20 protein-coding genes are annotated in these 22,716 nt (G+C 46.4%); 5 read left to right on the top strand and 15 right to left on the bottom strand.

All coding sequences use genetic code 11. From position 1 onward, the window contains the following. Positions 1-5: 5 nt before the first annotated feature. The 10 genes from NYE45_RS16605 to NYE45_RS16650 form a co-directional block, all read right to left on the bottom strand. Complete coding sequence (locus NYE45_RS16605) at positions 6-1,313, bottom strand: Zn-dependent hydrolase (RefSeq protein WP_340013246.1); 1,308 nt, start codon at positions 1,311-1,313, stop codon at positions 6-8. After that, a complete protein-coding gene (allB, locus tag NYE45_RS16610) occupies positions 1,310-2,713 on the bottom strand; it encodes an allantoinase AllB (protein WP_340013248.1) in 1,404 nt (467 codons plus the stop codon). The genes NYE45_RS16605 and allB overlap by 4 nt, the downstream gene beginning before the upstream one ends. Before the next feature lie 43 nt (positions 2,714-2,756). Continuing rightward, a complete protein-coding gene (gene uraH, locus NYE45_RS16615; RefSeq protein ID WP_340013249.1) occupies positions 2,757-3,134 on the bottom strand; it encodes a hydroxyisourate hydrolase in 378 nt (125 codons plus the stop codon). Next, positions 3,134-4,639, bottom strand: coding sequence for a factor-independent urate hydroxylase (pucL, locus tag NYE45_RS16620; RefSeq protein WP_340013250.1), 1,506 nt, complete (start codon positions 4,637-4,639; stop codon positions 3,134-3,136). Before pucL ends, uraH begins: the two co-directional genes overlap by 1 nt. A 238-nt stretch (positions 4,640-4,877) precedes the next feature. Next, positions 4,878-6,500 carry a PucR family transcriptional regulator ligand-binding domain-containing protein gene (locus NYE45_RS16625; RefSeq protein ID WP_340013251.1) on the bottom strand — a complete coding sequence of 541 codons (1,623 nt, stop codon included), beginning with the start codon at positions 6,498-6,500 and terminating at the stop codon, positions 4,878-4,880. Between the two features lie 220 nt (positions 6,501-6,720). Then, on the bottom strand, positions 6,721-9,465 hold the full coding sequence (locus NYE45_RS16630) for a CHASE3 domain-containing protein (protein WP_340013252.1): 2,745 nt from the start codon (positions 9,463-9,465) through the stop codon (positions 6,721-6,723). A 178-nt stretch (positions 9,466-9,643) separates the two neighbouring features. Then, on the bottom strand, positions 9,644-11,032 hold the full coding sequence (gene fumC / locus NYE45_RS16635; RefSeq protein WP_076250332.1) for a class II fumarate hydratase: 1,389 nt from the start codon (positions 11,030-11,032) through the stop codon (positions 9,644-9,646). Between the two features lie 133 nt (positions 11,033-11,165). Beyond that, a complete protein-coding gene (locus NYE45_RS16640; RefSeq protein ID WP_340013253.1) occupies positions 11,166-12,176 on the bottom strand; it encodes an aldose 1-epimerase in 1,011 nt (336 codons plus the stop codon). A gap of 179 nt (positions 12,177-12,355) precedes the next feature. Then, positions 12,356-13,165 (bottom strand): MBL fold metallo-hydrolase, encoded by an 810-nt coding sequence (locus NYE45_RS16645; RefSeq protein WP_062834815.1) that lies wholly within the window; start codon positions 13,163-13,165, stop codon positions 12,356-12,358. Positions 13,166-13,345: 180 nt separating this feature from the next. After that, positions 13,346-13,612 (bottom strand): hypothetical protein, encoded by a 267-nt coding sequence (locus NYE45_RS16650; protein WP_082762783.1) that lies wholly within the window; start codon positions 13,610-13,612, stop codon positions 13,346-13,348. Positions 13,613-13,852: 240 nt separating this feature from the next. On the opposite strand from NYE45_RS16650, the gene NYE45_RS16655 reads away from it, so the two are divergent. From NYE45_RS16655 to NYE45_RS16670, 4 genes are all read left to right on the top strand, one after another. Beyond that, positions 13,853-15,085, top strand: a complete 1,233-nt coding sequence (locus NYE45_RS16655; RefSeq protein ID WP_340013256.1) for an aminopeptidase — start codon at positions 13,853-13,855, stop codon at positions 15,083-15,085. Between the two features lie 90 nt (positions 15,086-15,175). Further along, positions 15,176-16,408: an aminopeptidase gene (locus NYE45_RS16660; RefSeq protein WP_340013257.1), complete on the top strand. Its 1,233-nt coding sequence runs from the start codon at positions 15,176-15,178 to the stop codon at positions 16,406-16,408. Between the two features lie 248 nt (positions 16,409-16,656). After that, positions 16,657-17,247 carry a sigma-70 family RNA polymerase sigma factor gene (locus tag NYE45_RS16665; RefSeq protein WP_340013258.1) on the top strand — a complete coding sequence of 197 codons (591 nt, stop codon included), beginning with the start codon at positions 16,657-16,659 and terminating at the stop codon, positions 17,245-17,247. Continuing rightward, entirely contained in the window at positions 17,225-18,178 is a 954-nt protein-coding gene (locus tag NYE45_RS16670) for a hypothetical protein (RefSeq protein ID WP_340013259.1), read from the top strand. Before NYE45_RS16665 ends, NYE45_RS16670 begins: the two co-directional genes overlap by 23 nt. A gap of 2 nt (positions 18,179-18,180) precedes the next feature. Here NYE45_RS16670 and NYE45_RS16675 read toward each other — a convergent pair whose 3' ends face one another. Further along, positions 18,181-18,693: a hypothetical protein gene (locus tag NYE45_RS16675; RefSeq protein WP_340013260.1), complete on the bottom strand. Its 513-nt coding sequence runs from the start codon at positions 18,691-18,693 to the stop codon at positions 18,181-18,183. 235 nt (positions 18,694-18,928) lie between these two features. Here NYE45_RS16675 and NYE45_RS16680 point away from each other — a divergent pair, with 235 nt between their 5' ends. Beyond that, on the top strand, positions 18,929-19,573 hold the full coding sequence (locus tag NYE45_RS16680) for a hypothetical protein (RefSeq protein ID WP_340013262.1): 645 nt from the start codon (positions 18,929-18,931) through the stop codon (positions 19,571-19,573). Positions 19,574-19,642: 69 nt separating this feature from the next. Here the strand turns inward: NYE45_RS16680 and NYE45_RS16685 are convergent, their stop codons facing one another. The 4 genes from NYE45_RS16685 to NYE45_RS16700 all read right to left on the bottom strand — a co-directional run bounded on the left by NYE45_RS16685 (position 19,643) and on the right by NYE45_RS16700 (position 22,524). Continuing rightward, positions 19,643-20,959 carry a hemolysin family protein gene (locus NYE45_RS16685; protein WP_340013264.1) on the bottom strand — a complete coding sequence of 439 codons (1,317 nt, stop codon included), beginning with the start codon at positions 20,957-20,959 and terminating at the stop codon, positions 19,643-19,645. 364 nt (positions 20,960-21,323) lie between these two features. Then, the gene (locus NYE45_RS16690; protein ID WP_340013266.1) at positions 21,324-21,497 is read right to left on the bottom strand and encodes a hypothetical protein; all 174 of its coding nucleotides are present in this window, start codon (positions 21,495-21,497) and stop codon (positions 21,324-21,326) included. Between the two features lie 90 nt (positions 21,498-21,587). Beyond that, the gene (locus NYE45_RS16695; RefSeq protein ID WP_340013267.1) at positions 21,588-22,112 is read right to left on the bottom strand and encodes a hypothetical protein; all 525 of its coding nucleotides are present in this window, start codon (positions 22,110-22,112) and stop codon (positions 21,588-21,590) included. After that, positions 22,102-22,524 carry a MerR family transcriptional regulator gene (locus tag NYE45_RS16700; protein ID WP_340013268.1) on the bottom strand — a complete coding sequence of 141 codons (423 nt, stop codon included), beginning with the start codon at positions 22,522-22,524 and terminating at the stop codon, positions 22,102-22,104. Before NYE45_RS16700 ends, NYE45_RS16695 begins: the two co-directional genes overlap by 11 nt. Positions 22,525-22,716: the final 192 nt, after the last annotated feature.

The following is a 22,716-nucleotide window of genomic DNA, read 5'->3' on the forward strand; positions in this document are numbered from 1 at the left end:
TGCATTCAACTCCCGTAACCGTATTTATAGAGTAGCCGGACCAGAACCTGAAAACCGTGCATCAAGTCTGCTTCAGCTGTATATTCAAGTGGATTATGACTAATACCGTCCTGGCTCGGCACAAAGATCATGGCCGTCGGACAAGCCGGCTGAAAAATCTGCGAATCATGTCCCGCCCCACTTGGCATTGGCCAATAGGACAATTGCTCCTGCTCACAGATATCTTGAATGTCTGCGATCATCTCTGCATTCATAGGAATGGGCGTCACCGACAGATGTTCTTCCCAGTCCAGTCCGAGCTGCTGCTCGGCTGCGATACGACTAAAAGCCTGAAGCATATCCTGCCAGCAGCGATCAATACTCTCCTGCCGGATATGGCGGATATCCAGTGAAAACACCGCCCGGGCAGCAACCACGTTCCCAACACCCGGATCGGCTGTGATTCGCCCAACCGTGGCTACCAGCGGTTCTCCTACTTCCAATGCGATATTCCTTACCGCAGCAATCATCTCGGCTGCTCCGGCAAGTGCGTCCTTGCGCCAGGACATCGGCGTCGTTCCCGCGTGATTTGCTTCTCCGCTGACGGTAATACTGAACCGCTTCTGACCTACAATGTCGGATACGACTCCAATCGAATGTCCGAGACGTTCCAAAACCTGACCTTGCTCAATGTGAAGCTCTATAAAGGCACCATAATTTTTAGTAGCAGGTCTATATACACTATCAGGTCCAAAGCCCGCATCCCGGATCGCTTGTGCAAATGTAACGCCGTCTTGATCCTTCAAATGCTCTACGTCTTCCAGAGCCGTTATGCCTGTTATACTGCGTGAACCCCAATACGCGAAAGGAAAGCGACTCCCCTCTTCTTCACATAGCGATACCACTTGAAGTGTGCGCTTCGGTGCTCCGAAATGCTTCTGTAAATACTCCAATGCCAGGACTCCCGCTACCACACCGTAAGCACCATCATACTTGCCACCATACACGACAGAATCAATATGTGAACCGGTCACAATTGGTAATACCTCTGCACCAGTTGTTGATTCCTCACCCTCGGCTTTGAGTGTTCCATACAGATTACCGGACTGGTCAAATTCGGGAGGCAGCCCTTTCTCCTGCATTTTGGCTGCAAGGGCACCCTGTGCTTCACACCAAGCCGAGTCATACAACAGTCGTGTAACGCCACCCTGTGCATCAGCACCATATGTCGACAGCCAGTCAAGCATGGCTTGCAGCTCCACCTGTTCCACATTCGGCAAAGGAATAGGTGGATTATTCGTACCGGATGACCGGTATACTCCAGATTCTGTCATGGCGTCTCCCCCGTTCTCGCCTCAATGGGACTAGAGGAGTGGGCTGCAATGTGCCGCCCAATAGGTTCAGGAGATAATCCGGATTCCGAGTTATATACCCGTTGTCCACGACAGAATACATCTGCAATGCGACAGTTAAATGTACGTCCCACATAAGGGCTCTGTTGATGTGTATAGAGCAGATCCTCCGTGTTCAGGGTTGTGCTTTTCTCCCAGTCAATCATGACGAGATCGGCATCCATGCCAATTGCAATCTCTCCTTTGCTCTCCAGACCAAGCCTTCTGGCAGGTTGCAGGGAGAGCACTCTTCCGAGCAACGGGAGGTCGATATTACGCTGAAGATGTCCGTCCTCCAGCATGATCAGCAGTGTGCTTTGCGCTCCGGATATACCGCCCCAGATTTCAAAAAAGTTATCGGATTGTTTCATGGATGGCGGGCATGGAGAATGGTCCGAAGCAATAACATCAATTAATCCGGACGTCAGTGCATCCCATAACTGCTCCTGCTCAGATGTGCTGCGAAGCGGTGGAGCGCATTTTGCTACAGCACCTAATCGAACCACATCCTGATCAATCAGCGTCAGATAGTGAGGGCATGTCTCCGAAGTGACATCCTGCCCACGCCGTTTGGCTTCTGCAATCAGATCCAGTGCTTCCCGGGTGCTGATATGCACAAAATGAAGCGCACAACCGGTCTGTTCACCATACTTCAACGCCCGGGCAACCGCGACGACTTCGGCTTCAACAGGACGGGACCCGACATAGTCCATTGGTCCAGTCTTTCCCTCCGCAATGCTTTTCGCGCCGAGTTCAGCAACCATGCCTTCGTCCTCTGCATGAAGTGCCAGCACCCGGTTTAATTTTGCAATTTCATGCATCCCGTCCAGTAGCGTATGGTCATCGGCTCTGGCAAAGATATCTTCCCCTTCTCCACCCGGCTCGGACATAAATGCCTTGAATCCGGCAGCACCCAACCGTGACAGTGGAGCCAGTTCCTCACGATTGCCGGGAACCAAGCCTCCCCAGAAGGCATAATCAACATACGATTGGTTTACGGCTGCTTTCTTTTTCATCTCCCATGCTTCCGTCCTTGTAGTTGGCGGTACGCCGTTAAGCGGCATATCGACATAGGTTGTGATTCCCCCTGCGGCAAGGGATGCCGATCCAGACCGGAACCCCTCCCAACTGGCGAGTCCGGGTTCATTGAAGTGTACATGAATGTCCACTACGCCCGGCATCACCGTAAGGCCTTCAGCTTCTATAAGCCTAGTCGCTTCGCCAGCGGCCAGCCGTGTGGAAATGTCTGTTATTTTTTCACCAGTAATGCCAATATCCAGTTGCTCTACCCGATCTTTCAGCACCACCCGGGCCCCCCGGATGATGGTATCAAATGTTGTCATATGGACGACCCTCCCCCTGAATCAGAACCGGATGTGTGCATATTCAGCTTCCCCGGTATGTACTGTAACCTCCTGGAGCAATCAATAATGGAATGTGGTAATGGCTTGAGGCATCAGATACCGCAAAACGAATCGGAACAATTGTCCATAGCGCCTGCCCCAGCTTCTCCAATGAACGCTGTGCGTAATAACTCTCGACATGGAATTGAAGCTCATATATCGCTTGCTCCAGCTTGCCGCCATCCAGCAGTGGTGTATCCAAACGTCCATCCGCATTTGTCACCGACTCCGCAACTTTTGTCTTGCTTTCCTGCTCTCCATCCCTTTTCAAGGTATACAGCTCGATCCGAACACCTGCAGCAGGCACGCCTTTGGATGTATCCAGCACATGTGTTGTAATTCGTCCTTCAGACATCGACATTAGACATCACCTGCTTTCCCGGACTCACGGCCGTCTGTTCCCAGATCATCCCTAGTCATCGAGAAACCCTGGAATCCATATGGCGGTCTCGGCTCGGTAAACACTTTGCCTTCCCCCTCTTTCACTTCCTCCAGCACCGTCTCCCAGGTCCGATTGTTGGATTCAAATGAAACCTCACTCAGTTGCTCAAATCGACTTAACAACCTTCGTCCAATCTGGTAGATCAGATGTTGAATGGATGCAGAGCGACACTCATGAAATACCGCCGCAGCCAAATCCCTGACCTGTTCCGCCGCTACATACCGTCCACGCTGATCATCTATACCGTCTCTCGGGTCCTCATAACGCCAATTAATATTCAGAAAAATAAACAGCGGTCGATCCCATGTCTCTGGAAGAGTCGTATATTCATCCTGCATAAAGCCGGCAAATTCACTGCCTTTGACCTTGATCAGTCTGAGATCGGCTACACCACTGAAATGGTTGCTTAGTTCAATTGAGTTTCCTGTTCGTTCTGCTTCCACGGCAGCTGTCGCACGATCATTCTGCGAATAACGAAATACGAGCGCACTCGGTCGATAACTTCCTTCCAATCCAATCGGTATATCTTCAAAAGGAATCTGGTCCGCTGTCATCTGAACCTTGCTCATCTGCGGATACGTCTCCAGGAAACGCCGACTTACCAACGCAAGAAACCCTTCCACCGTCGCCCCTGTGTAATCCGCTGCATGTCTAAGAATGAAATTCTTCATCGAATCGGTTGCCACCACCAGCGAATTATCCCCTTCTGCAAAAGAAGGCAAGAATTCATCGCCCTGCACAGCGACCTTAATGTTCAATCCAAACAGAATATTGCTGCGTCCCATAAACGGAGATTCCGGAATGGACTGTATACCCGTCAACGGCTTGGCGTAGGAACGGTACATCCACACATCGCCTTTGCCGTAATACATGGTCCGCTGCTGTACAGCGGCTGGCTTGCTTACAAACTCATGTTCATGACCGATCTGTGCGAGCCATTGCCCCAAGCGAATGCCCGCAATTTTGAATACCTCCTTCAAAGCAGTCTCGAATTCTTCTTCCCTGCCTCGGCGATGACGTTGCCTCATGGATTCGAGGATCGAGCTTGCGGTATGGCCTTTCACGGCCAATATGAATGGAAAGCCAAATTGGCTTGTATATGCTTTGTTCAATTGTTGAAGTTCGTTGTATTGCTCCTGTGACAGTGAATCAAGCCCTGCACCAGCCTGCTCCTGAACGGAGTTGCTGCTCATGCTAATTCGCGCTCCAAGATCCGGGTGATTTCGAAGCAGTTGCAATTTCACCTGGTCATTCGATGATTGAACCACGTTCTTCATCACATTCATCATCTGTTCAAATGAATCGAAAGGTCGTGAAAGCCCGGAACGCTCAGCCACCCATGGTGATTCCTCGAATAAGCCGCCAAACGTATGCACGAACTGCGTGATAGACCAGTTGTTAACAAGTTTAATTAAGTCGCTCATGTTAGAACCTCCGGTCTGTTGTAGATTATTGTTCTTAATTCTAAGTGTCGTTCAATGCCGCGACAACAATATTTACGCAATTTTGTAATATAACATAACATCAGAGTTGTGATTTGTTTGCTGTGCACGGGAAAATCAGCTTTCGTTATCCTCCAACACAAAGAAACCGCACTCCATCAAGGGAATGCGGTTCTTGGGGTCTGGCCCGGTAGTATTGTCATGTTGCACAATTTGCGCTCTAGAGTTGAACATTTTGCGGTCTTGCAGCTGCTTTGTCCCGCACAAACTTGCGGAAGGTGAATACCAGCTTTAACTTAAGCAGATCATTGGTCTTTTTAAAGTCCATTTGCAGCAAGCTGCCGACTTTCTCCATCCGATAGGTGACCGTGTTCCGGTGCACAAACAGCTGCTTGGCAGCTTCATTGATCAGTCCGTCATTCTCGATAAAGGACTCCAATGTATTCATCAGCACCTGATTGGGATCACCATCCCTGGCAAGTAACGGTTCAAGCACTTTGTTGCAGTAGTTCTCCATGATGTTATCCGGTACATGTTGAAAAACGTAGGCAAATTCAAGCATTTCAAATTGCAGCGCACGGTCTTTCATGCCGAACCGACGAGCCAATTGTCGAGTATCCAAACACTCCTGGTACGCTTCACGGAGCGATTTGGGCTCATGCTTCATTTTGCTGATCCAGAATCGCGGAGCCGGTGCTCCTTTCGCTTCTTGTGCTGCCAGAACGTCACCGAACCGGTTCAACAGAAAACCTGACAGCTCCTCTCCGTAATCTCGCCCTGTTGGACAGGTATAGATGGACAGAATGCCATCTTCGATCTGAAAATGCTGCGAGGCCGTGAACTGCATAAGCGGATTGTATTGCAACTCACGATGAATCTGTTTCAGCAGCTTACCCTCGGCAAACAGAGTCGGCTCAAGCGTGATCAGCACGCACTGATAGGTTCCCTGGAACAGATGTACACCTTTGTTTTCACTCAAAGTGGTCAATTCCTGAACAGTCATTTTGTTATCCAGATACTGTGAAAGCAATGTACGCATCTCATCTTGTACGGTCGGATTAATATGCTCACGATAGGTCATATCCATATAGAATGCCAGTACATCGGCAGCCTGTTGGAACAGCTCTTCCTCTGCCCGAAGCGACAAAGCGGAATCCGTAAACACAAGCAACGACCCGTATTCTTCATCATTTTGCTTAATCGGTACGCGGTGACAGCTTCCCTGATTCCATTTCACTCTATGCATGACGGATTTCCAAGGCCAGCCCTGTGTTACCGCATTTCCCGCAATGCCTTCACTGCCATAGAGCACATGCCCACGAGAACCAATGACTGCAAGCGGATAGTTCAGTACCGTGGCTAGTTCTGCAAACACATTCCGGTGTGGCTGCTGTTGCAGCGCAAACTGCATTAATTTCTTCTGCTTCTGCACGACCTCATGCAGCAATCGATTACTGCGTTCATGTTCAGCCTTGAACAAGGCATTCATCTGGTCGGAGAAGGTGAATTGAAAAGGAAGTTCAAGCAGCGGCAAACGAAGTCGATCGGCTTCCTCGACAATACCTTGGGGAATGGACTGCCAGAAACGCCCCAGCTTGATGCCGAGTCCTGCACAGCCACGTTCATTCAAGCGCCGCATCAAACGCAGTGCATCCGTCTCGCTGTCTTTCATAATAAAAGCGGTGGTGAACAACATTTCTCCGGATTTGATCCAATCCGCGATATCAGGAGCGTCCATGACATTAACGGATTTCATCATCCGTGAAGTCCCTTCTCCACCCGCAACCAGTTTGGCCTCTGACAACGGGTATACTTGTAAAGCCTCTTTGACCGTAAGTTGCATGGACACTACCTCCCATATATATAACACATAAATGTGTTATTCTCGTTCCTACATCTTCATTCTGGATTATATTTCTAATTAAATATATATTCATCCATTTAACTCGGTTTGTTGTTAAGTATTATAACATCAAATTCCGGAATAAAGCTTACACGGCAAAAAAATAAAACCTATGACCTAATTACAGCGCACTCTCCTGTAATCGGCATAGGTTTTCAGATCAGATTTCTAATGTTTCGTGATTCATCCATAACTTCATACGTGATAATACTTCTTTGATATTCAGCGGTTTGCTGAGATAGTCCGAAGCACCTGCTGCAATACATTTCTCCCGATCCTCTTTCATGGCCTTGGCAGTCAGCGCAATAATCGGAAGCTGAGTCAGACCAAGTCGTTCACGGATCTGGCGAGTTGTCTCGTAGCCATCCAGTTCAGGCATCATGATATCCATCATGATGATATCAGGTTTAACTCCTCCACGCTCCAACAATTCCAGACACTCGTACCCGTTCTGCGCTGAAATGACATTCATACCGTATTGCTCAAGGGCGTTAGCCAGGGCATATACATTACGTATATCATCATCAACGACAAGTACTTGGCGTCCGCTGAGCAACGCTTCTTCCAGAGGTGTTAATAACACGTCCGATGGAGCTGCGGTCAATGAAGGAAGTTTGTTAATCTCTGGTGTGGTACTAGCCACCTCATTCAGGAACAGCCTAGATGCTTGCATCGTCTCAGGTTCATCTCTTCGCAGCGGCAGGAACAGCGTGAACACACTGCCATGTCCTTCGCGGCTTGTTGCCGAGATTGAACCACCCAGCAGGGTCGCAAGCGATTGAGAGATGGACAAGCCCAGCCCAGTCCCCCCGTATTTACGTGCTGTAGCTCCGTCTGCCTGTTTGAATGCATCGAAGATCTGCACGAGTTTGTCATCTGCAATCCCGATCCCTGTATCACTGACGGAGAAAGCAATCACGTCGGTCTCTTGGCCGTTCGCTTCTGGGTTCGCCAGACTCATTCTGGAGATGGTTAAGGCTACTTCACCCTCACTGGTGAATTTGAATGCGTTCGAGAGCAGATTTCGGAGAATCTGATGCAATCTCATTTCATCCGTCACGATCGTTTCCGGCAAAGGACTTTGGAGCTGAATACGGAAATCTATTTTTTTCTGTTCCGCCGTTTTCAGGAAATACTGGTTCATGACTTCAGGAACACTGCCCAGATAGACATCATCGAAATCCACTTCCATCTGTCCGGCTTCCACCTTGGATAGATCCAGAATATCATTGATCAGGTTCAGCAGGTCTTTACCTGATTTGTGAATGACTGAAGCATAGTTTTGCTCTTCACTATTCAGGTGTTGATTTTTATTCTCAGACAATATTTCAGATAAAATCAACATGCTGTTGAGCGGTGTCCGCAGTTCATGGGACATGTTCGCCAAGAATTCGGATTTGTACCCCGAGCTCGTTCGTAACTGATCTGCCACAACCGAAAGTTCATTGGCTGATGTCTCTGCAGCGCTCTTCTGTACTTCCAGACGATCGTTCAGCATATGAAGCTCTTCGGTCTGCATCTGCAGTTCCTCCGTTTGAGACAGCATTTCTTCGGTCTGAGCCTGAAGTTTCTCCGATTGCGCCTGTAATTCTTCATTCAGAACTTGTGATTCATCATATAGTTGTTGTAACTCCATACGAGTGACGGTGGAGTGTAGTGAAACACCGAAAATCTCTGTCAGTTCTTGCATGAGCTTCATGTCACTCTCCTGCAGCGGCTTCATTGAAGCAAGCTCGATTACCGCAATCGTTCTGCCTTCGAAGAGGACCGGTACTACGGTAAGTGATGTGGCCGATGCATACCCAAGACCCGAAGAGATTCGAATATAATTTTGGGGCAGATCATTCATGCGCAAGACTCGCTTCTCGACAGCACTTTGACCTACAAGCCCCTCACCCGGGGCAAGCGACACTTTACCGAGTGAACGTTCTTTCTCTCCATCCGCAGCATATGCAGCCACACGCAGCAGTCGATTATCTTTCCAGTAATACAAGACGCTATAAGGAACTTCAAACAGCATGGCAAGCTCGTTTAGGAACAAGCGTGACAATCCCTCCAGCGTAGTTGGGTTCTGCAAAAGTGTGGCAATACCCGTGATTTGGTCCTTGATCCGATTCTGTTCCTGGACTTCATCCAGCAACTTGTTCGTTTCATTCCCCAGATCACCCACTTCATCACGTGTTCGCACCTGAATTCGCTGTTTCAGGTTACCACCTTTGGAAATATCACTGATCGTGTGCATGACATCTCGTAACGTTTTGACGATATTCCCTGAGATTACAATCGCAGCGGTGATTGATAATGCTGCAATAACACCCCAGAGCGTATACATAATCGTCAGCAATGTGGAGCTGCGTGCGGCAAGATCGGTTACCCTTGCTTCCGTCAGCGCAATTTCGGTGTTGCGGAAGGTCGCGAGCTGGGTTCTCAGCAGATCGATTTCGGTTTTACCCGGATCAGACTCGAAGAAAGCAATTACCTTTGCTTGATCCCCTTGCTTTTTCAAGTTTACCGACGGTTCCCCAGCGATCTCGATCCAGCGTGTAATATGTGATTTGATATTCTGCAGACTCTGCTGCTGTGAAGGATTGTCACTAATGAGAGCATTTAGCTGATCATAGTTGGTATTCCACTGCGAGAGGCCTTGGGAATAAGGCTCCAGGTAACTTTCATTGCCTGTAATCATGAATCCACGCTGTCCTGTTTCCATGTTCAAGACATTTTTTTCAATCGCGTTGGTCAGATTATGCACTTCCAGATCATGATGGCTGATAAAATCATTTTCCTTCTGTAACACATTGATTTGGGCCGTAAGAACTAGCAAAACAGCACCAAATAAAACTACAACCACAAGATAGCCCAATAGAATTTTGGAGCGTATCGTAAATCTTCTCGTTTTTGACAACGCGGAAACCTCCAAATATATACGAATCCCATTCACGTACATTAAAACTGTTGCATATGTAGTTTATATGTATACGTATAGTCTGACAAGCTTTAAGTTCATCCATCTGCATTAGAAAAACGACCTGCTTCCGCAGGTCGTCATCTTCATCGATCTATATTCCTCATTTAGGCTGATTTTAGGCCTTTGGAGCGATCATTTTGGCTGGATCTACATATTGATCAAATTGCTCTTCCGTAAGCAGGCCCGTTTGTAACGTCGCCTGTTTCAAAGACAAGCCTTCTTTATGCGCAAGCTTTGCAATTTTGGCTGCATTCTCATATCCAATATGCGGGTTGAGCGCTGTAACGAGCATAAGTGAGTTGTTCAGATTATGTTCAATCTGATCCAGGTTAGGCTCGATGCCTACAGCACACTTGTCATTAAACGCAATAATGGAGTCCGCCAACAGTTGCACAGATTGCAGGAAGTTATAGATGATAACCGGTTTGAATACATTCAGTTCAAAATTACCCTGACTCGCTGCGAATCCAATTGCTGCATCATTCCCCATGACCTGCGTAACCACCATGGTGATGGCTTCGCTCTGAGTTGGGTTGACTTTACCTGGCATAATGGAGCTGCCTGGCTCATTCTCCGGAATACGGATTTCTCCCAATCCACTACGCGGGCCACTGGCTAACCAGCGGACGTCATTGGCGATTTTCATCAGGTCAGCTGCAAGCGCTTTAACCGCACCGTGCGCATACACCACCTCATCATGACTCGTAAGTGCATGGAATTTGTTTGGTGCAGATACAAAATCTTTGCCTGTATGCTTGCCAATCTCCTTGGCAGTAAAGTCTCCAAAGTCCGGATGCGCATTAATGCCCGTTCCGACAGCTGTACCGCCGATCGCGAGCTCCTTCAGGTACTGCACACTTTCACGAATCATGCGCTCGCTCTTGCCCAGCATGGCTTCCCAACCACTGATCTCCTGACCGAGCGTAATCGGTGTTGCATCCTGAAGATGGGTACGTCCAATTTTGATAATATCCTTGAATGCATCCGACTTGTCTGCAAAAGTGGCTTTCAATACCGCAATTGCCGGCAAAAGTTGATCCTCAACAGCCAGAACACCTGCGACATGCAGAGCCGTTGGGAATGTGTCGTTAGAGCTCTGGGACATGTTCACGTCATCATTCGGATGCAGACGCTCTTCCTTGCCCTTTTGCTCCAGCAATTGGTTCCCCAGATTGGCAATCACTTCGTTGACGTTCATGTTGGATTGTGTTCCGCTTCCTGTCTGCCACACAACCAGTGGGAAATGGTCGTCAATTCGGCCTGCAATAATCTCGTCTGCTGCATAAGCAATGGCATCGGACTTGGCCGCAGATAATTTACCTAATTTATGGTTACTGGCCGCAGCACTTTTTTTCAAAATGGCAAGGGCACGTATAACTTCCATCGGCATATGTTCACTACCAATCGGAAAGTTCTCCTTGCTGCGCTGCGTCTGAGCTCCCCACAGCCTGTCGGCTGGTACTTTCATTTCGCCTAACGTATCTCTCTCAATGCGGTATTCCACTTGCTTGTCCTCCTCCAAAAAGATGGTTTGGGTCTCTACAAAGCTTGTGTATCTCGTCATATTATACATGATTTACGAGCAGGTTTTCACCTTTTCGACAAAAATGTAAGCGTAGCGCAAAATGAGCGTGAATTTATTTTTGTGACGCAATGGGATACAACCGGCTAGTTTGTTCGAACAGTTCACCTGGCTCTAGACCGATCAATCCGATTTCTTCCGCCGGGATGCCTTCAACATTCGGGGCATTAACCAGGTTCATCTGTGGTTCAGGACAGAAGAATTCGCCACCCATGTTATTGTTCCAGATCATCCAATGCTTGTACGATGTACCCACATCATATACCAGTTTGTCTCCAGTACGATGATCCGTAAGTTCCATATAGTTACGCCCATTCTGAGGTTCTGCGGTGTAATGATTATCCATAGCTGCAAAGAACGGACTAACTCCGTCTTTCTTCAATTGTTCTTCCTCAGGTGTAAGCGGTTGAAATTGTCCCGTTGGCAACGAACGCTCATTCAATTCACGGCGTTGTCCAATCGTAATTTTGGCCGTGTAGTCCGAGGCTTGGCTGTCTGGTGCGAACGGTACAGCGATCGCCGTGTGGAATGCAAACAGGTTAGGCATGTATTCCTTACCGTTATTGCGCACGATCAATTGCTGCTGAAGTCCTTGGCTACTCAAAGAGTAACGAAGCGTTACCGTGAACGTAAACGGCAGGTACTGATGGAATGTATGTCCCTCTTTCACGTCCTGGCTAAGCAGCACATAACTCTCCAATTGGTCAGAACCATATCCCTCAACCTTCCACTCAGCATCATGCAAAAATCCATGCAGATGGTTACCTGTAGCCGGTTCGTTCACAGGCAATTGATAGACTTTACCATTCCAGGGGAAGCGACCATCCTCATAACGGTTCGGCGGAGAAAGAATTGGAATTCCATAGACCGCAGGTGCAGCCATAAACTCATCCATCTGATCCTGATTCGGCTCTCTCAAGTAACGGAATCCCTTTTCGGTATCCCGGAAAGCGACGAGGTTGGCACCCACGCTTGGAATAACTGCCGCTTCAAATTGATTAAAACGAAGCCAGACGGCCGGAATCCCTCCAAATTGTTCTTCGAATGCTGCATTTTGCTGTGTCATCGTTATATGTACCTCCTGCATACTAAGGTTATATTATACGGCTCGACTATATCATGCCCGGGCACAAAATACCAATCTATGATAGAGAACAAATTCATGATTGAGCCTCAAAAAAGACATGAAAAAGACAGCTGCAAACGGCTGCGGCTGTCTCTGTCACCATTCTTATTATGGTTCAATTAATCTACATATTTGCCGTGATCCGGCACCGTGCTCTCTTCAAAGTCCAGATCAAGCTGCTTGAGGGATTCACTTAGCATATCTCCGCTCAAGGCATGCCCATGCCCAGTAATGGCAAGTTTCGGCTCCAGATGCCTTATATGCTGAACAGATTGATGTGCAGCCTGCCAATCGGTTGTGAAATAGGACGGCGGGCCATGCAACTGTTTGTCCTGAAGTAACACACTCCACAGCGATTCCTGCTTCACCGTAATGATCGCGTCCCCTGCAATCAGCAAACGATCCGCTTCCCGAAACAGTGACACATGTCCAGGTGTGTGACCTGGCGTGTGCACCCATTCCCATCCCGATACACCTGGAACGGAATGATCTTTCGGCAGACTGAATATCCGATCATCCAGATTGATTGCCTCATTGGGATAAGCGAATGACAATCTGGACATTAGACCTCCACCTACAGAAGGGTCCGCCGGCGGGTAATCTTTCAATCCCGTCAAATATGGAATTTCAAGCGGGTGCGCATACACAGGTACACCCCAGAATTGTTCCAGTTCAATAACGGTTCCTACATGGTCGAAGTGACCATGTGTCAATATGATCGCAGATGGCGGACCTTGAAAACGTTCGCTTGCAACCTGAACAATATGATCCGTGAACCTCGCCATTCCGGTGTCCACGAGGACCCAGTTCCTGCTTCCTGGCTCTCCGATGAACACGACATTAACGAATAGTGTACGCAGACTGAGAATATCGGGCGCGACTTCTTCAAGCCCCGTCAACCCTTCTGTAATCAGATTGTCAGATGCCATTCACGGTTACCTCCCATTAGGCGGATTGTCTCTCTGGTTCCATTCATCTCGTAGACTTCCCTTTTCTGGATCATCTATTCAACATTTCCAATAAAATAGACGGTATACACCCTGTTTCGGGCATACACCGTCTAGTATAGTCATCGACACGACACAATAGAACAAGAATATCTCAGCCAGTTAAGCCGGATAAGCCTCCAAAGCGGCATCGAGCAATTGATTGTACAGATCGTCATCATTCTCAAGCAGCTCGTCCATACGAAGCAACTCATCTTCATCTCCGGATTGCTCGGTGAAATGCAAGCTATAGTCCCAGTCTTTTCCGTTCTTGCTCATGAAGGTAATCTCATATACTGACTTTTCGCCTTCTGTGCGGTAAACGGTATTTCCCACGTATCCTTTTTCACCTTCACGGCGCATTTCAGCACTTATAATTTCAATATTCACAATCATTCTCTCCTTTAATCTTTCATTTACAGCAGGTCTCCAACATTTCTGGTAAACCTAGTTTGGTAATTATTATTGGTTAATTGTACAATATATATCGTAGCAACGTATACCTTATTCAATGAAGGAACCATTCTGAGTCCTTACATCGTTGTAATGAGGGTTATAATACGTGTTTGAACAACATCTATAATAGCCAACAAGCTACGATATTATTATCACATTGGAGGAAAAAATAGCATGAATACTTTTGAAACGAATCTGCAGCAATATGCTGAACTGGCTGTTCAAGTCGGTGTTAATGTCCATCCTGGACAGACACTCGTGGTTAACGCTCCAATCTCGGCAGCGCATTTTGTACGACTGATTGTCAAAGCAGCTTACGGTAAAGGTGCCAAACTGGTCAAAGTAAACTGGAGCGACGAAACCGTTACACGTCTTCATTACGATCTTGCACCTGATGAAGCCTTCTCTATTGAGCCGAAATGGTTTGCAGCTGAAATGACGGAACTCGTTGAAGAAGGTGCCGCTATTCTGCACGTCATCGCTGAAAATCCGGATTTGCTGAACGGAGTAGCTCAGGAACGGATTATTACTAGCCAAAAAGTGCGCGGTAAAGCGCTCGAAAAATATCGTTCTTATCAGATGGCTGACAAATTCAGCTGGTCTATCGTAGCCGTTCCTTCTCCTGAATGGGCAGCTAAAGTGTTCCCGGATCTGCCGGAAGCACAACAAGTGGATCGCCTGTGGGATGTCATTTTCAAAACAGTACGGATCGGGGAACAGGATGCTGTTGCCGAATGGAAAACCCATTTGCAAAATCTCGATTCCCGCGCCGATCTGCTGAACAACAAAAAATACAAAAAGCTCCACTACACAGCTCCAGGCACAGACCTGACCATCGAACTTCCAGAAGGCCATATCTGGGTATCCGGTGGAAGTGTGAATGAGCAAGGACATGTCTTTATTGCCAATATGCCTACGGAAGAAGTATTCACGGCTCCACTGAAAACGGGTGTTAACGGCACAGTCCGCAGCACGAAACCATTGAGCTACGGCGGCAACCTGATTGACGGATTCTCCCTTACATTTGAGAACGGTCGAATCGTAGATTACACCGCAGAGCAGGGATTGGATGCACTCAAAAACCTGATCGAGATGGATGAAGGTGCACACTATCTGGGTGAAGTAGCCCTCGTTCCACATCAGTCCCCAATTTCCGATACGAATATTTTGTTCTACAATACACTCTTTGACGAAAATGCCTCCAACCACTTGGCGATCGGTAATGCCTATGCCTTCTGTCTAGAAGGTGGTAAAACGATGTCCAAGGATGAGTTGATTGAACGTGGCATGAACTCCAGTCTCACTCATGTAGACTTCATGATTGGATCTGGCGAAATGAACATCCACGGCGTGACCTCCGAAGGCGCGGAAGAGCCGATCTTCCTGCAAGGAAACTGGGCATTTTAATCCCGTTTGATGTGAATTAGAAGAGAGGAGATTACTCCTCTCTTTTCCTGCGTCAACAGATCTAAAATTCTATTATTGGAGGGATCGCATATGTTAAGTTTTGAACAAAAACTGGATCGTTACGCTGAACTTGCTGTAAGAGTAGGCGCAAACGTGCAACCAGGGCAAGTATTTGTCATCAGTGCGATGATTGATACCGCTGAATTCGTACGCTTGCTGGTGCGCAAAGGATACGAAGCTGGCGCCAAGCAGGTTATTGTAAAATACGGAGATGAAACCGTCAATCGATTGCGGTTTGAGATGGCCCCTGAGGAATCATTCCAAGAGCCACCGAAATGGCATGCGGCGGAGCTTGAAGAACTGGCGGCCAATAATGCAGCCTTCCTGACCGTATTGTCATCCAGCCCAGACCTGATGAAAGGTATTGACCCGGAGCGGATCTCGACCCATCAGCGTACATTTGGTCAGGCGATGGCCAAGTACCGTCAGTATCAACAAGCAGATAAAATGAGCTGGACGGGTGTGGCTTGTCCTTCCCCCGATTGGGCAGCCAAAGTATTCCCGGATTTGCCGGCAGCTGAGCAGGTTAGCCAGCTATGGGAAGCCATTTTCGCTGCGGTAAGAGCTGATCTGGAGGACCCTGTAGCGGCTTGGGAACAGCATATTGAACGACTGGAAACCAAGGCCGTTGCATTGAACAGCAAGAAGTATCAAGCATTGCACTTCCTCTCCCCGGGAACGGATCTGACGGTTGAGCTTCCAGAAGGACATATCTGGGCGCAGGCAGGTAGCGTGAATGAGCAAGGTACTCCGTTTGTCGCCAATATCCCGACAGAGGAAGTATTCACCGCTCCAGCCAAGCACGGCGTTAACGGCAAGGTATCCAGCACCAAACCACTCAGCTATGGCGGCAGTATCATTGATCGTTTTTCACTCACATTCGAGAATGGACGTATCGTTGATTTTCATGCTGAAGAAGGACAGGATACGCTGGAGAGACTCATTTCCATGGATGAAGGGTCACATTACCTTGGCGAAGTCGCTTTGGTTCCCTTCCATTCCCCGATCTCCGAGAGTGGCATTCTGTATTACACTACATTGTATGATGAGAATGCATCATGCCATCTAGCGATTGGCAGTTCCTATGCATTCAATATCGAAGGTGGAAAAACGATGTCTCCTGAGGAGCTTGCAGCCCGTGGCATGAACACCAGCATCACCCATGTGGACTTCATGATGGGCTCTCCCGAGACGGACATCTACGGTATCACGGCAAACGGCGAACGTGAAGCCATCTTCCTTAAGGGAGATTGGGCATTCTAACAGTTACGGATGAGAGTTCTCCCCAGTAATGTATTTGCACTAAACAGTAGCAAAGGCTGTCTTCCAACCATGTATTCATGGTTGGCGAGACAGCCTTTTATTAATTTTCAGCAAACTGTTCCGGAGGCTTCATGCACTCTCCCCATCTGGTTTTCTCGGACCAACCTCCCATTGTATCGTTTCCATATTATGTTGTAAAATGTAATGATACCAATGTTTGTGGATTGTTCACCAGAAAGGAGAACAACATGGCCAATCGGCTTCAGTTACTATTAGCCTCAGATTTCCATAATTTAGGCTCAGCACTTCAGGAAGAAGTGTATTATGAATATTATAATATGGTACATGGTCTTATCGTTTATATCATCAAGGAGCGTGCTGCTGCAGAAGATATTATTCAGGAAGCTTTTATCAAAATCATTAAAAACAAACCCCTTTTCGAAGACGAGGTCAAACTGAAAGCTTGGCTCAAGGTCGTCACGCGGAACACAGCTATTAATTATCTGAGAAAAAATAAAAATAACCGTAACCAAGTGGATACGGATAGTGTTTTTATAGATATGGAGACGATGAATCAGACGGCAGCTTCCGTGGAAAGCATGGTAGAAACGCAGATGATGCAAGAGTCCATTGAAAATTATCTCGGACAGCTCAAACCCGAATATCGTGTGCTGGTGGAGTTACGGTGGAAAGAAGGTCTCTCTTACCGAGAGATGGCCGAGCTGCTGAATACCTCCGAAGACATTGTGAAGCAACGCTTGTTCAGAGCCCGCGGCAGTATCAAGAAGAAATTACATAAGGAATGGGGTGGAAGCATTGAGCAAAGGCAAGTCCGATAAGCATGTGGAGCAATTCGATTCAGACCTGGAAGACGAATATTTCGATGCTGCGTTTGATCTGGCTTTTGATGAAGCTTTCCATCAGGCCGTCTCTGCCCCTTCCGCCTCCCATACCGAATCCATGCAGCAATCCTGGCAGAAGGTGCACAGGGAAATTAACAGAATCGGTTTACGTAAAAAAAGAATACGTACCTTGCGACTTTCCGTTGTCGTAGCAGCATCCGTGACCATCGGGGCCGTTATTTTCAGCCTGCCGTCCGGTACGCAAGCGGTATCCCCTTTTGTGCAATCCATCAAGGATTGGGGCAATGGCATGAAATCCATTATCATCGAGGATCGCACGACCCAACTGGGGGCTGATCCGTCAACAGCCAAAACGCCTCCACCACCGGAAACGAGCTTAGATGATATTCTTAAAGTACAAGAAGAAGAGGCTCTTAATACACCTTCGTATGAGTTATCAAGCCACCTGCTTCGTCCAGTACTTGTTACGGAAGAGATCGCACGCGAAGGGTTCATGGGTGACTTTCTGTTATCCAAGGCCATTCCCGAGCGATTCAACAAGGTCAAATTTGAACTCGTGCTCGATACTGAAAACCCTGTGAATCCAGACGATTATTATGAGTCCACACAAATGAGAGTTCAATATACCAGTGAAGGCAAGAGCATAGAGGATGAGATCATCCAGTTTGATTATGTCTATGTCATGCCTGGGGAAAAAATTGAAGGGGCCATGCTTCGTGATATGAGCTCCGTAAAGCTCGCGGACGGCACGGAAGCACTGATGTATATCGGCCCACCCTATAACTCCTTTCAGTGGATGATGGGTTCCAACAATATGAGTCTGTTTGGCACCCTTTCGGAAGAAGAAATGACTGCTATTGCCAACGATTTTCAAGAGCAGAAGTTTCCAGGCAGCACCGGCCGATGAGATCAAAATAACACGGTGCCAGAGACATGTCTGCTTGTATCCGTGGTACTTCCATCATAAGCTGTATGAACACTGGTAACGCGATAATAATATCCAGGCATAACGGTCCAATCCGATGTGGCATTCAGTAAGTTTGTTTTCGTTGCAGTGTTGGAGTTGGTTTTGAAAATTACCCATGCTGTTCCTGTCCAGCGCTCAAGTCGGTAATCTACCGATAGAGTTTTCACTTCCACATATGTCGCGGTCTTCGTATTGACGATGGCAGAAAGTCCTCCCCCAGGGATGAGTGCACCGACCGCCTGATAGATATGTCCTCGTTCCTGAGTAGTAGCAAGCGAATTGATGGATGGTTCGGGTGGCGGTGGAGCTGTAAGTGCACCGGAGGACACGTTGATCATTGGGCTTGCAACGGCTGTTTCGGTCACAGGTACAGCAAGGATCGTTGGCACCAGTAGCAAGGCTGCAAGGGTTATTTTTAGTATAGATGTTGCACTCTTATTATTCGTTTTTCGCATATTGATCCATCCTCCGCTTCCATATTTGATTTTGTGTAAGGGTATAAACGGACGGATTGGGTGACAGGTTTCAAAAAAAAAATTAGACGCTCCGATGTTTCTGTCGGTAGCGTCTTTTGTCTTTGCATGTATCACCAGCATGGTTGAAACCTAAATTATTCCATTCCGTATGTATTGGGTAATGAATGTACGGAACCATGTTTAACAAACGAGATTTGCAAATGAGGTGTATAACTTGAGTAAACTTCAATCCAAATCCAGAAGGCATCGTCACAGCTCCAATCCGAATGAACTACATATCGAAGTTTCCGGCTCGTTCAAACGTGTTCTTCTTATCTTGGTGGGTGTGCTTACCCTCGGGACCTTAATATATTTTTTGGCTACAGCCCGTGAAAGCTGGATAAGCATGGGTCTGGACCGCTATGTATTACCCTTTATGATCTGGGGACTTGTACTTTCCCCCATCCTTGCTTTTCTTTTCATCAAGCAGAGCGGTCGAACCCTCTCCCATGTCAAATTTTTACGTGTTTTCGGGATTACTTTCTGCCTTCTGCCGCTGGTACTTCTGTTTTATGTGTTACCCGTAACATTTGGCATGGTGAATGATCACCTAACCCAGTATAAGCAAAATCCGGTGCTATCCACTACTAAGGTGGGGGACTACAATTCTTACGAGGTTACTTTCGTCGATATGTACGACATCATTACCATTAAGACACCGACAACAACCAAATCCACTCGAAAAAAGCTGAATATCCAGCATGATCTCGCTCCTGGAGAGAATGTTTACGTCACTTATAAGCGAATTTATATCAAAAATAGCTTTGTCACGGAAAATCGTTACGCCGATGTTGTCATTCATGCACCCAAAGAATCATGAGTATGCAAAGAAGCTGTACGATGACCATTGCGTCACCATACAGCTTCATTCGTTACAATTTTGATCTGGCTACGCGCCTTCTTCTTCAACTAACAGTTCCAGCTTAATCACATTCACTCGGGAGATCCGCTTATGCTCTGTCTCTTGAATGACAAATACATACCCTCCATACTCAACCGATTGACCGACCTCAGGTGGTATGGCATCTACTCTGGAGTATAGCCAGCCCCCGATGGTATCGTAATCGGCACGATCCATCTCCAGTCCAAATCGTTCGCTGACTTCTTCAATCAGCATCAATCCATCAATAGAGTATTCCATCTCATCCACTTGCTCAATGGCAGGACGTTCCTGGTCGAATTCATCCTGAATCTCGCCTACGATCTCTTCCATGATATCTTCAAGCGTGACAAGCCCGGAGGTTCCCCCATATTCATCAATTAGAATCGCAATCTGTGTCTTGCTACGCTGCATACGCTTGAGTAGATCACTGATCAGTGTGGTATCTGGTACAGCCAGGATCGGCCGGATTACGGAGATGGTATCCGTAAGTTGGGATCGCATCAGATCCTTAATGTGAATAAAGCCGATAATATGGTCCTTGTCTCCGTTATACACCGGATACCTTGTTCGCATACTCTCACTGGCAATCTCCAGATTTTCCAGCATGGACTCATTGGCGTTCAGACAAATCATTTCCGTCCGCGGAATCATAATTTCACGGGCAGTTGTATCCGTAAAATCAAATATATTATCAACAAGTGCTAATTCAGTGTTATCAATTAAACCGCTCTTATTGCTTTCTTTCATCAGAATACGTATTTCATCTTCGCTATGTGCGGAGTCGATCTCCGAAGCTGGTGCCATCCGGAATAGTCTCAACAAGCCGTTAGCCATACCGTTCAGTGCCCATATGAATGGGTACATTAACTTGTAGAAGAACGTTAGCAAGGCTGCAGACCACAACGTGATCGTTTCAGATTTTCGAATTGCCATCGTTTTGGGAGCAAGTTCCCCCAGTACAATATGCAGGATCGTTATAATTACAAATGCAATGGCAATAGAGATTCCATGAACGTAAACCGGTCCCAGTCCAAATGCGGTAAACATGGGCTCTAACAGATGTGCAATTGCCGGTTCTCCCAACCATCCAAGTCCCAGTGAAGCCAGCGTTATACCTAGTTGGCAAGCTGACAGATATGCGTCCATATTGCGTACGATATTGGAAGCATATATTGCATTTTTGTTGCCCGTTTCCACCAAAGCCTCAATCCGACTTCCACGAACTTTCACCATCGCGAATTCCGCCGACACAAAGAAACCATTCATTAATACAAGTAAACCAATTAACAATAAATTTAATATACTCGGTAAGGGGTCACTCAAATTGTCATCCTATTCGCCGTCATTCTTCGGCAAATAGGTCCACCTCCTTCGAAAATGTAGGATATTAGCCATTCTGCCGTTCATATGCAATTTCAACTTCCCAATGCTTCCACCTCCACCCGGTTCTGTCGAATAACAAAGATATGCTTCTTTTATTATATAATTCTACACTACACAGTCAATCCGTGTCCTATGACAACGAAATGGCACAAACGCCTTATTTCTTTTACAAAAGTAACGATTACGCTGTTTCCCGGAAATAATTTTTTCTAAATACGCCGTTATGATTCTTATTTTTACATTGAATCCTCTGCAATGTGTGTATTTGTATTGATAAATGATTAAATTCCAGATCATCAGATAGTTATTCCTTTTCATTTTCTGTAATACGAGTGACTGCTCGAACTACAACATCAGGGTAGTTATTTTGAATGATAATTTTAGCTTCAGCTATACTTTCAGCTCTCAATTCTCGAGTGTATATGATTCCATAAGAATCTTGGAATTCTACGGAATATTCGTTTACCTCTCGGTCCATTTTTAATCACCTGCCCTTTGTTATTGTGCTTTACAATCACATTATCAATAAGTTTACGCATTCGTAAAATACGTTGAGCGCTCCCTTCCACTAGTAGTTTATTCGATAGTCCTTTTCAAGATAAGCATATTCACTGTCCCTTGTTTGATAAGTTCTTGGTCTGATAACTAATAATTCCTTATCTGATCCAGCCTTGTTAGACGAATTAATTTCGAGTTTCATCACTCGTTCAATGACTTGTTGGTCGATATGCTCATCTTCTACATCTTCTTCGTCTACAAAGCGAACTGTTATGCCCTGTTTTATTGCTTTCCAATTATGATGACTACTTTGATAACATAATTCCACATTAATCAATGCCTCATCACAATCTATTCTGGACTGTGTGTAAAACTCAATAAATACGTCTTTATCTTGTGACACTAATTTTATTTCATCTGTTTCTGTTTCAAAATTCCCATTCAAATTCAACCCTCGATAAAGGCCTTTTGGGAGATGAATACGTAATAATGCATTTTCAGTTAAATTATTGGCATAGGTGAGCTCAATCCATAAATGATTCATTCCTTCTTCTTTTTCCATCTTTTTTTTAGCCAGCCGTAGATTAAACATCATTAGATTCCCCCCTTAAAACCTGTGAAACAGAATCAATGACCTTCTGTTTTAATTCGGCAGAAACTCGAGGACTTAATGTAATTGAAACATCATCTGTTATTGTCAGAGTTTCGTTTTCCAAGACACGGTCTGGACTATATAAACTCATCAACTGGCCGATTTTTTCCACTTCATTTAAAGAAAGAGAATTTAATTTTTCTTGGATGGATGCTAAGTTCTCACCAGTTCTTGATAAAGTTATAATTGCTCGAAAATAATGAATGTGTTTATCGGTATATACTCTTTTATTTCCTACCAACTCTAACGGAGGAACCATGCCTATTTGTGTATAGTACCTAACCGTCCTCAGATTCATCTTAATATCATCTTCTTGAAGAATCTCTGAGATACGCTTTGCAGTGTACTGATTCATAGCCTCACTCCTTTACACTTTAGTTTATACCTGTACAGTAAACTGTAATATGTACAGTTTACTGTACAGGTATACATCTAGTCAAACAACTATTAAAAAAGGAGAAAATCATTTTGAGAATCACAACTAATTCCTAAGCAAACCAAAGAGAGCATCCTCGCTCATGCTTCGACATGGCTGGATACTCTCTTT

It is taken from the genome of Paenibacillus sp. FSL K6-1318, from assembly GCF_037976905.1.
GTDB classification, from domain to species: Bacteria; Bacillota; Bacilli; order Paenibacillales; family Paenibacillaceae; genus Paenibacillus; species Paenibacillus amylolyticus_A.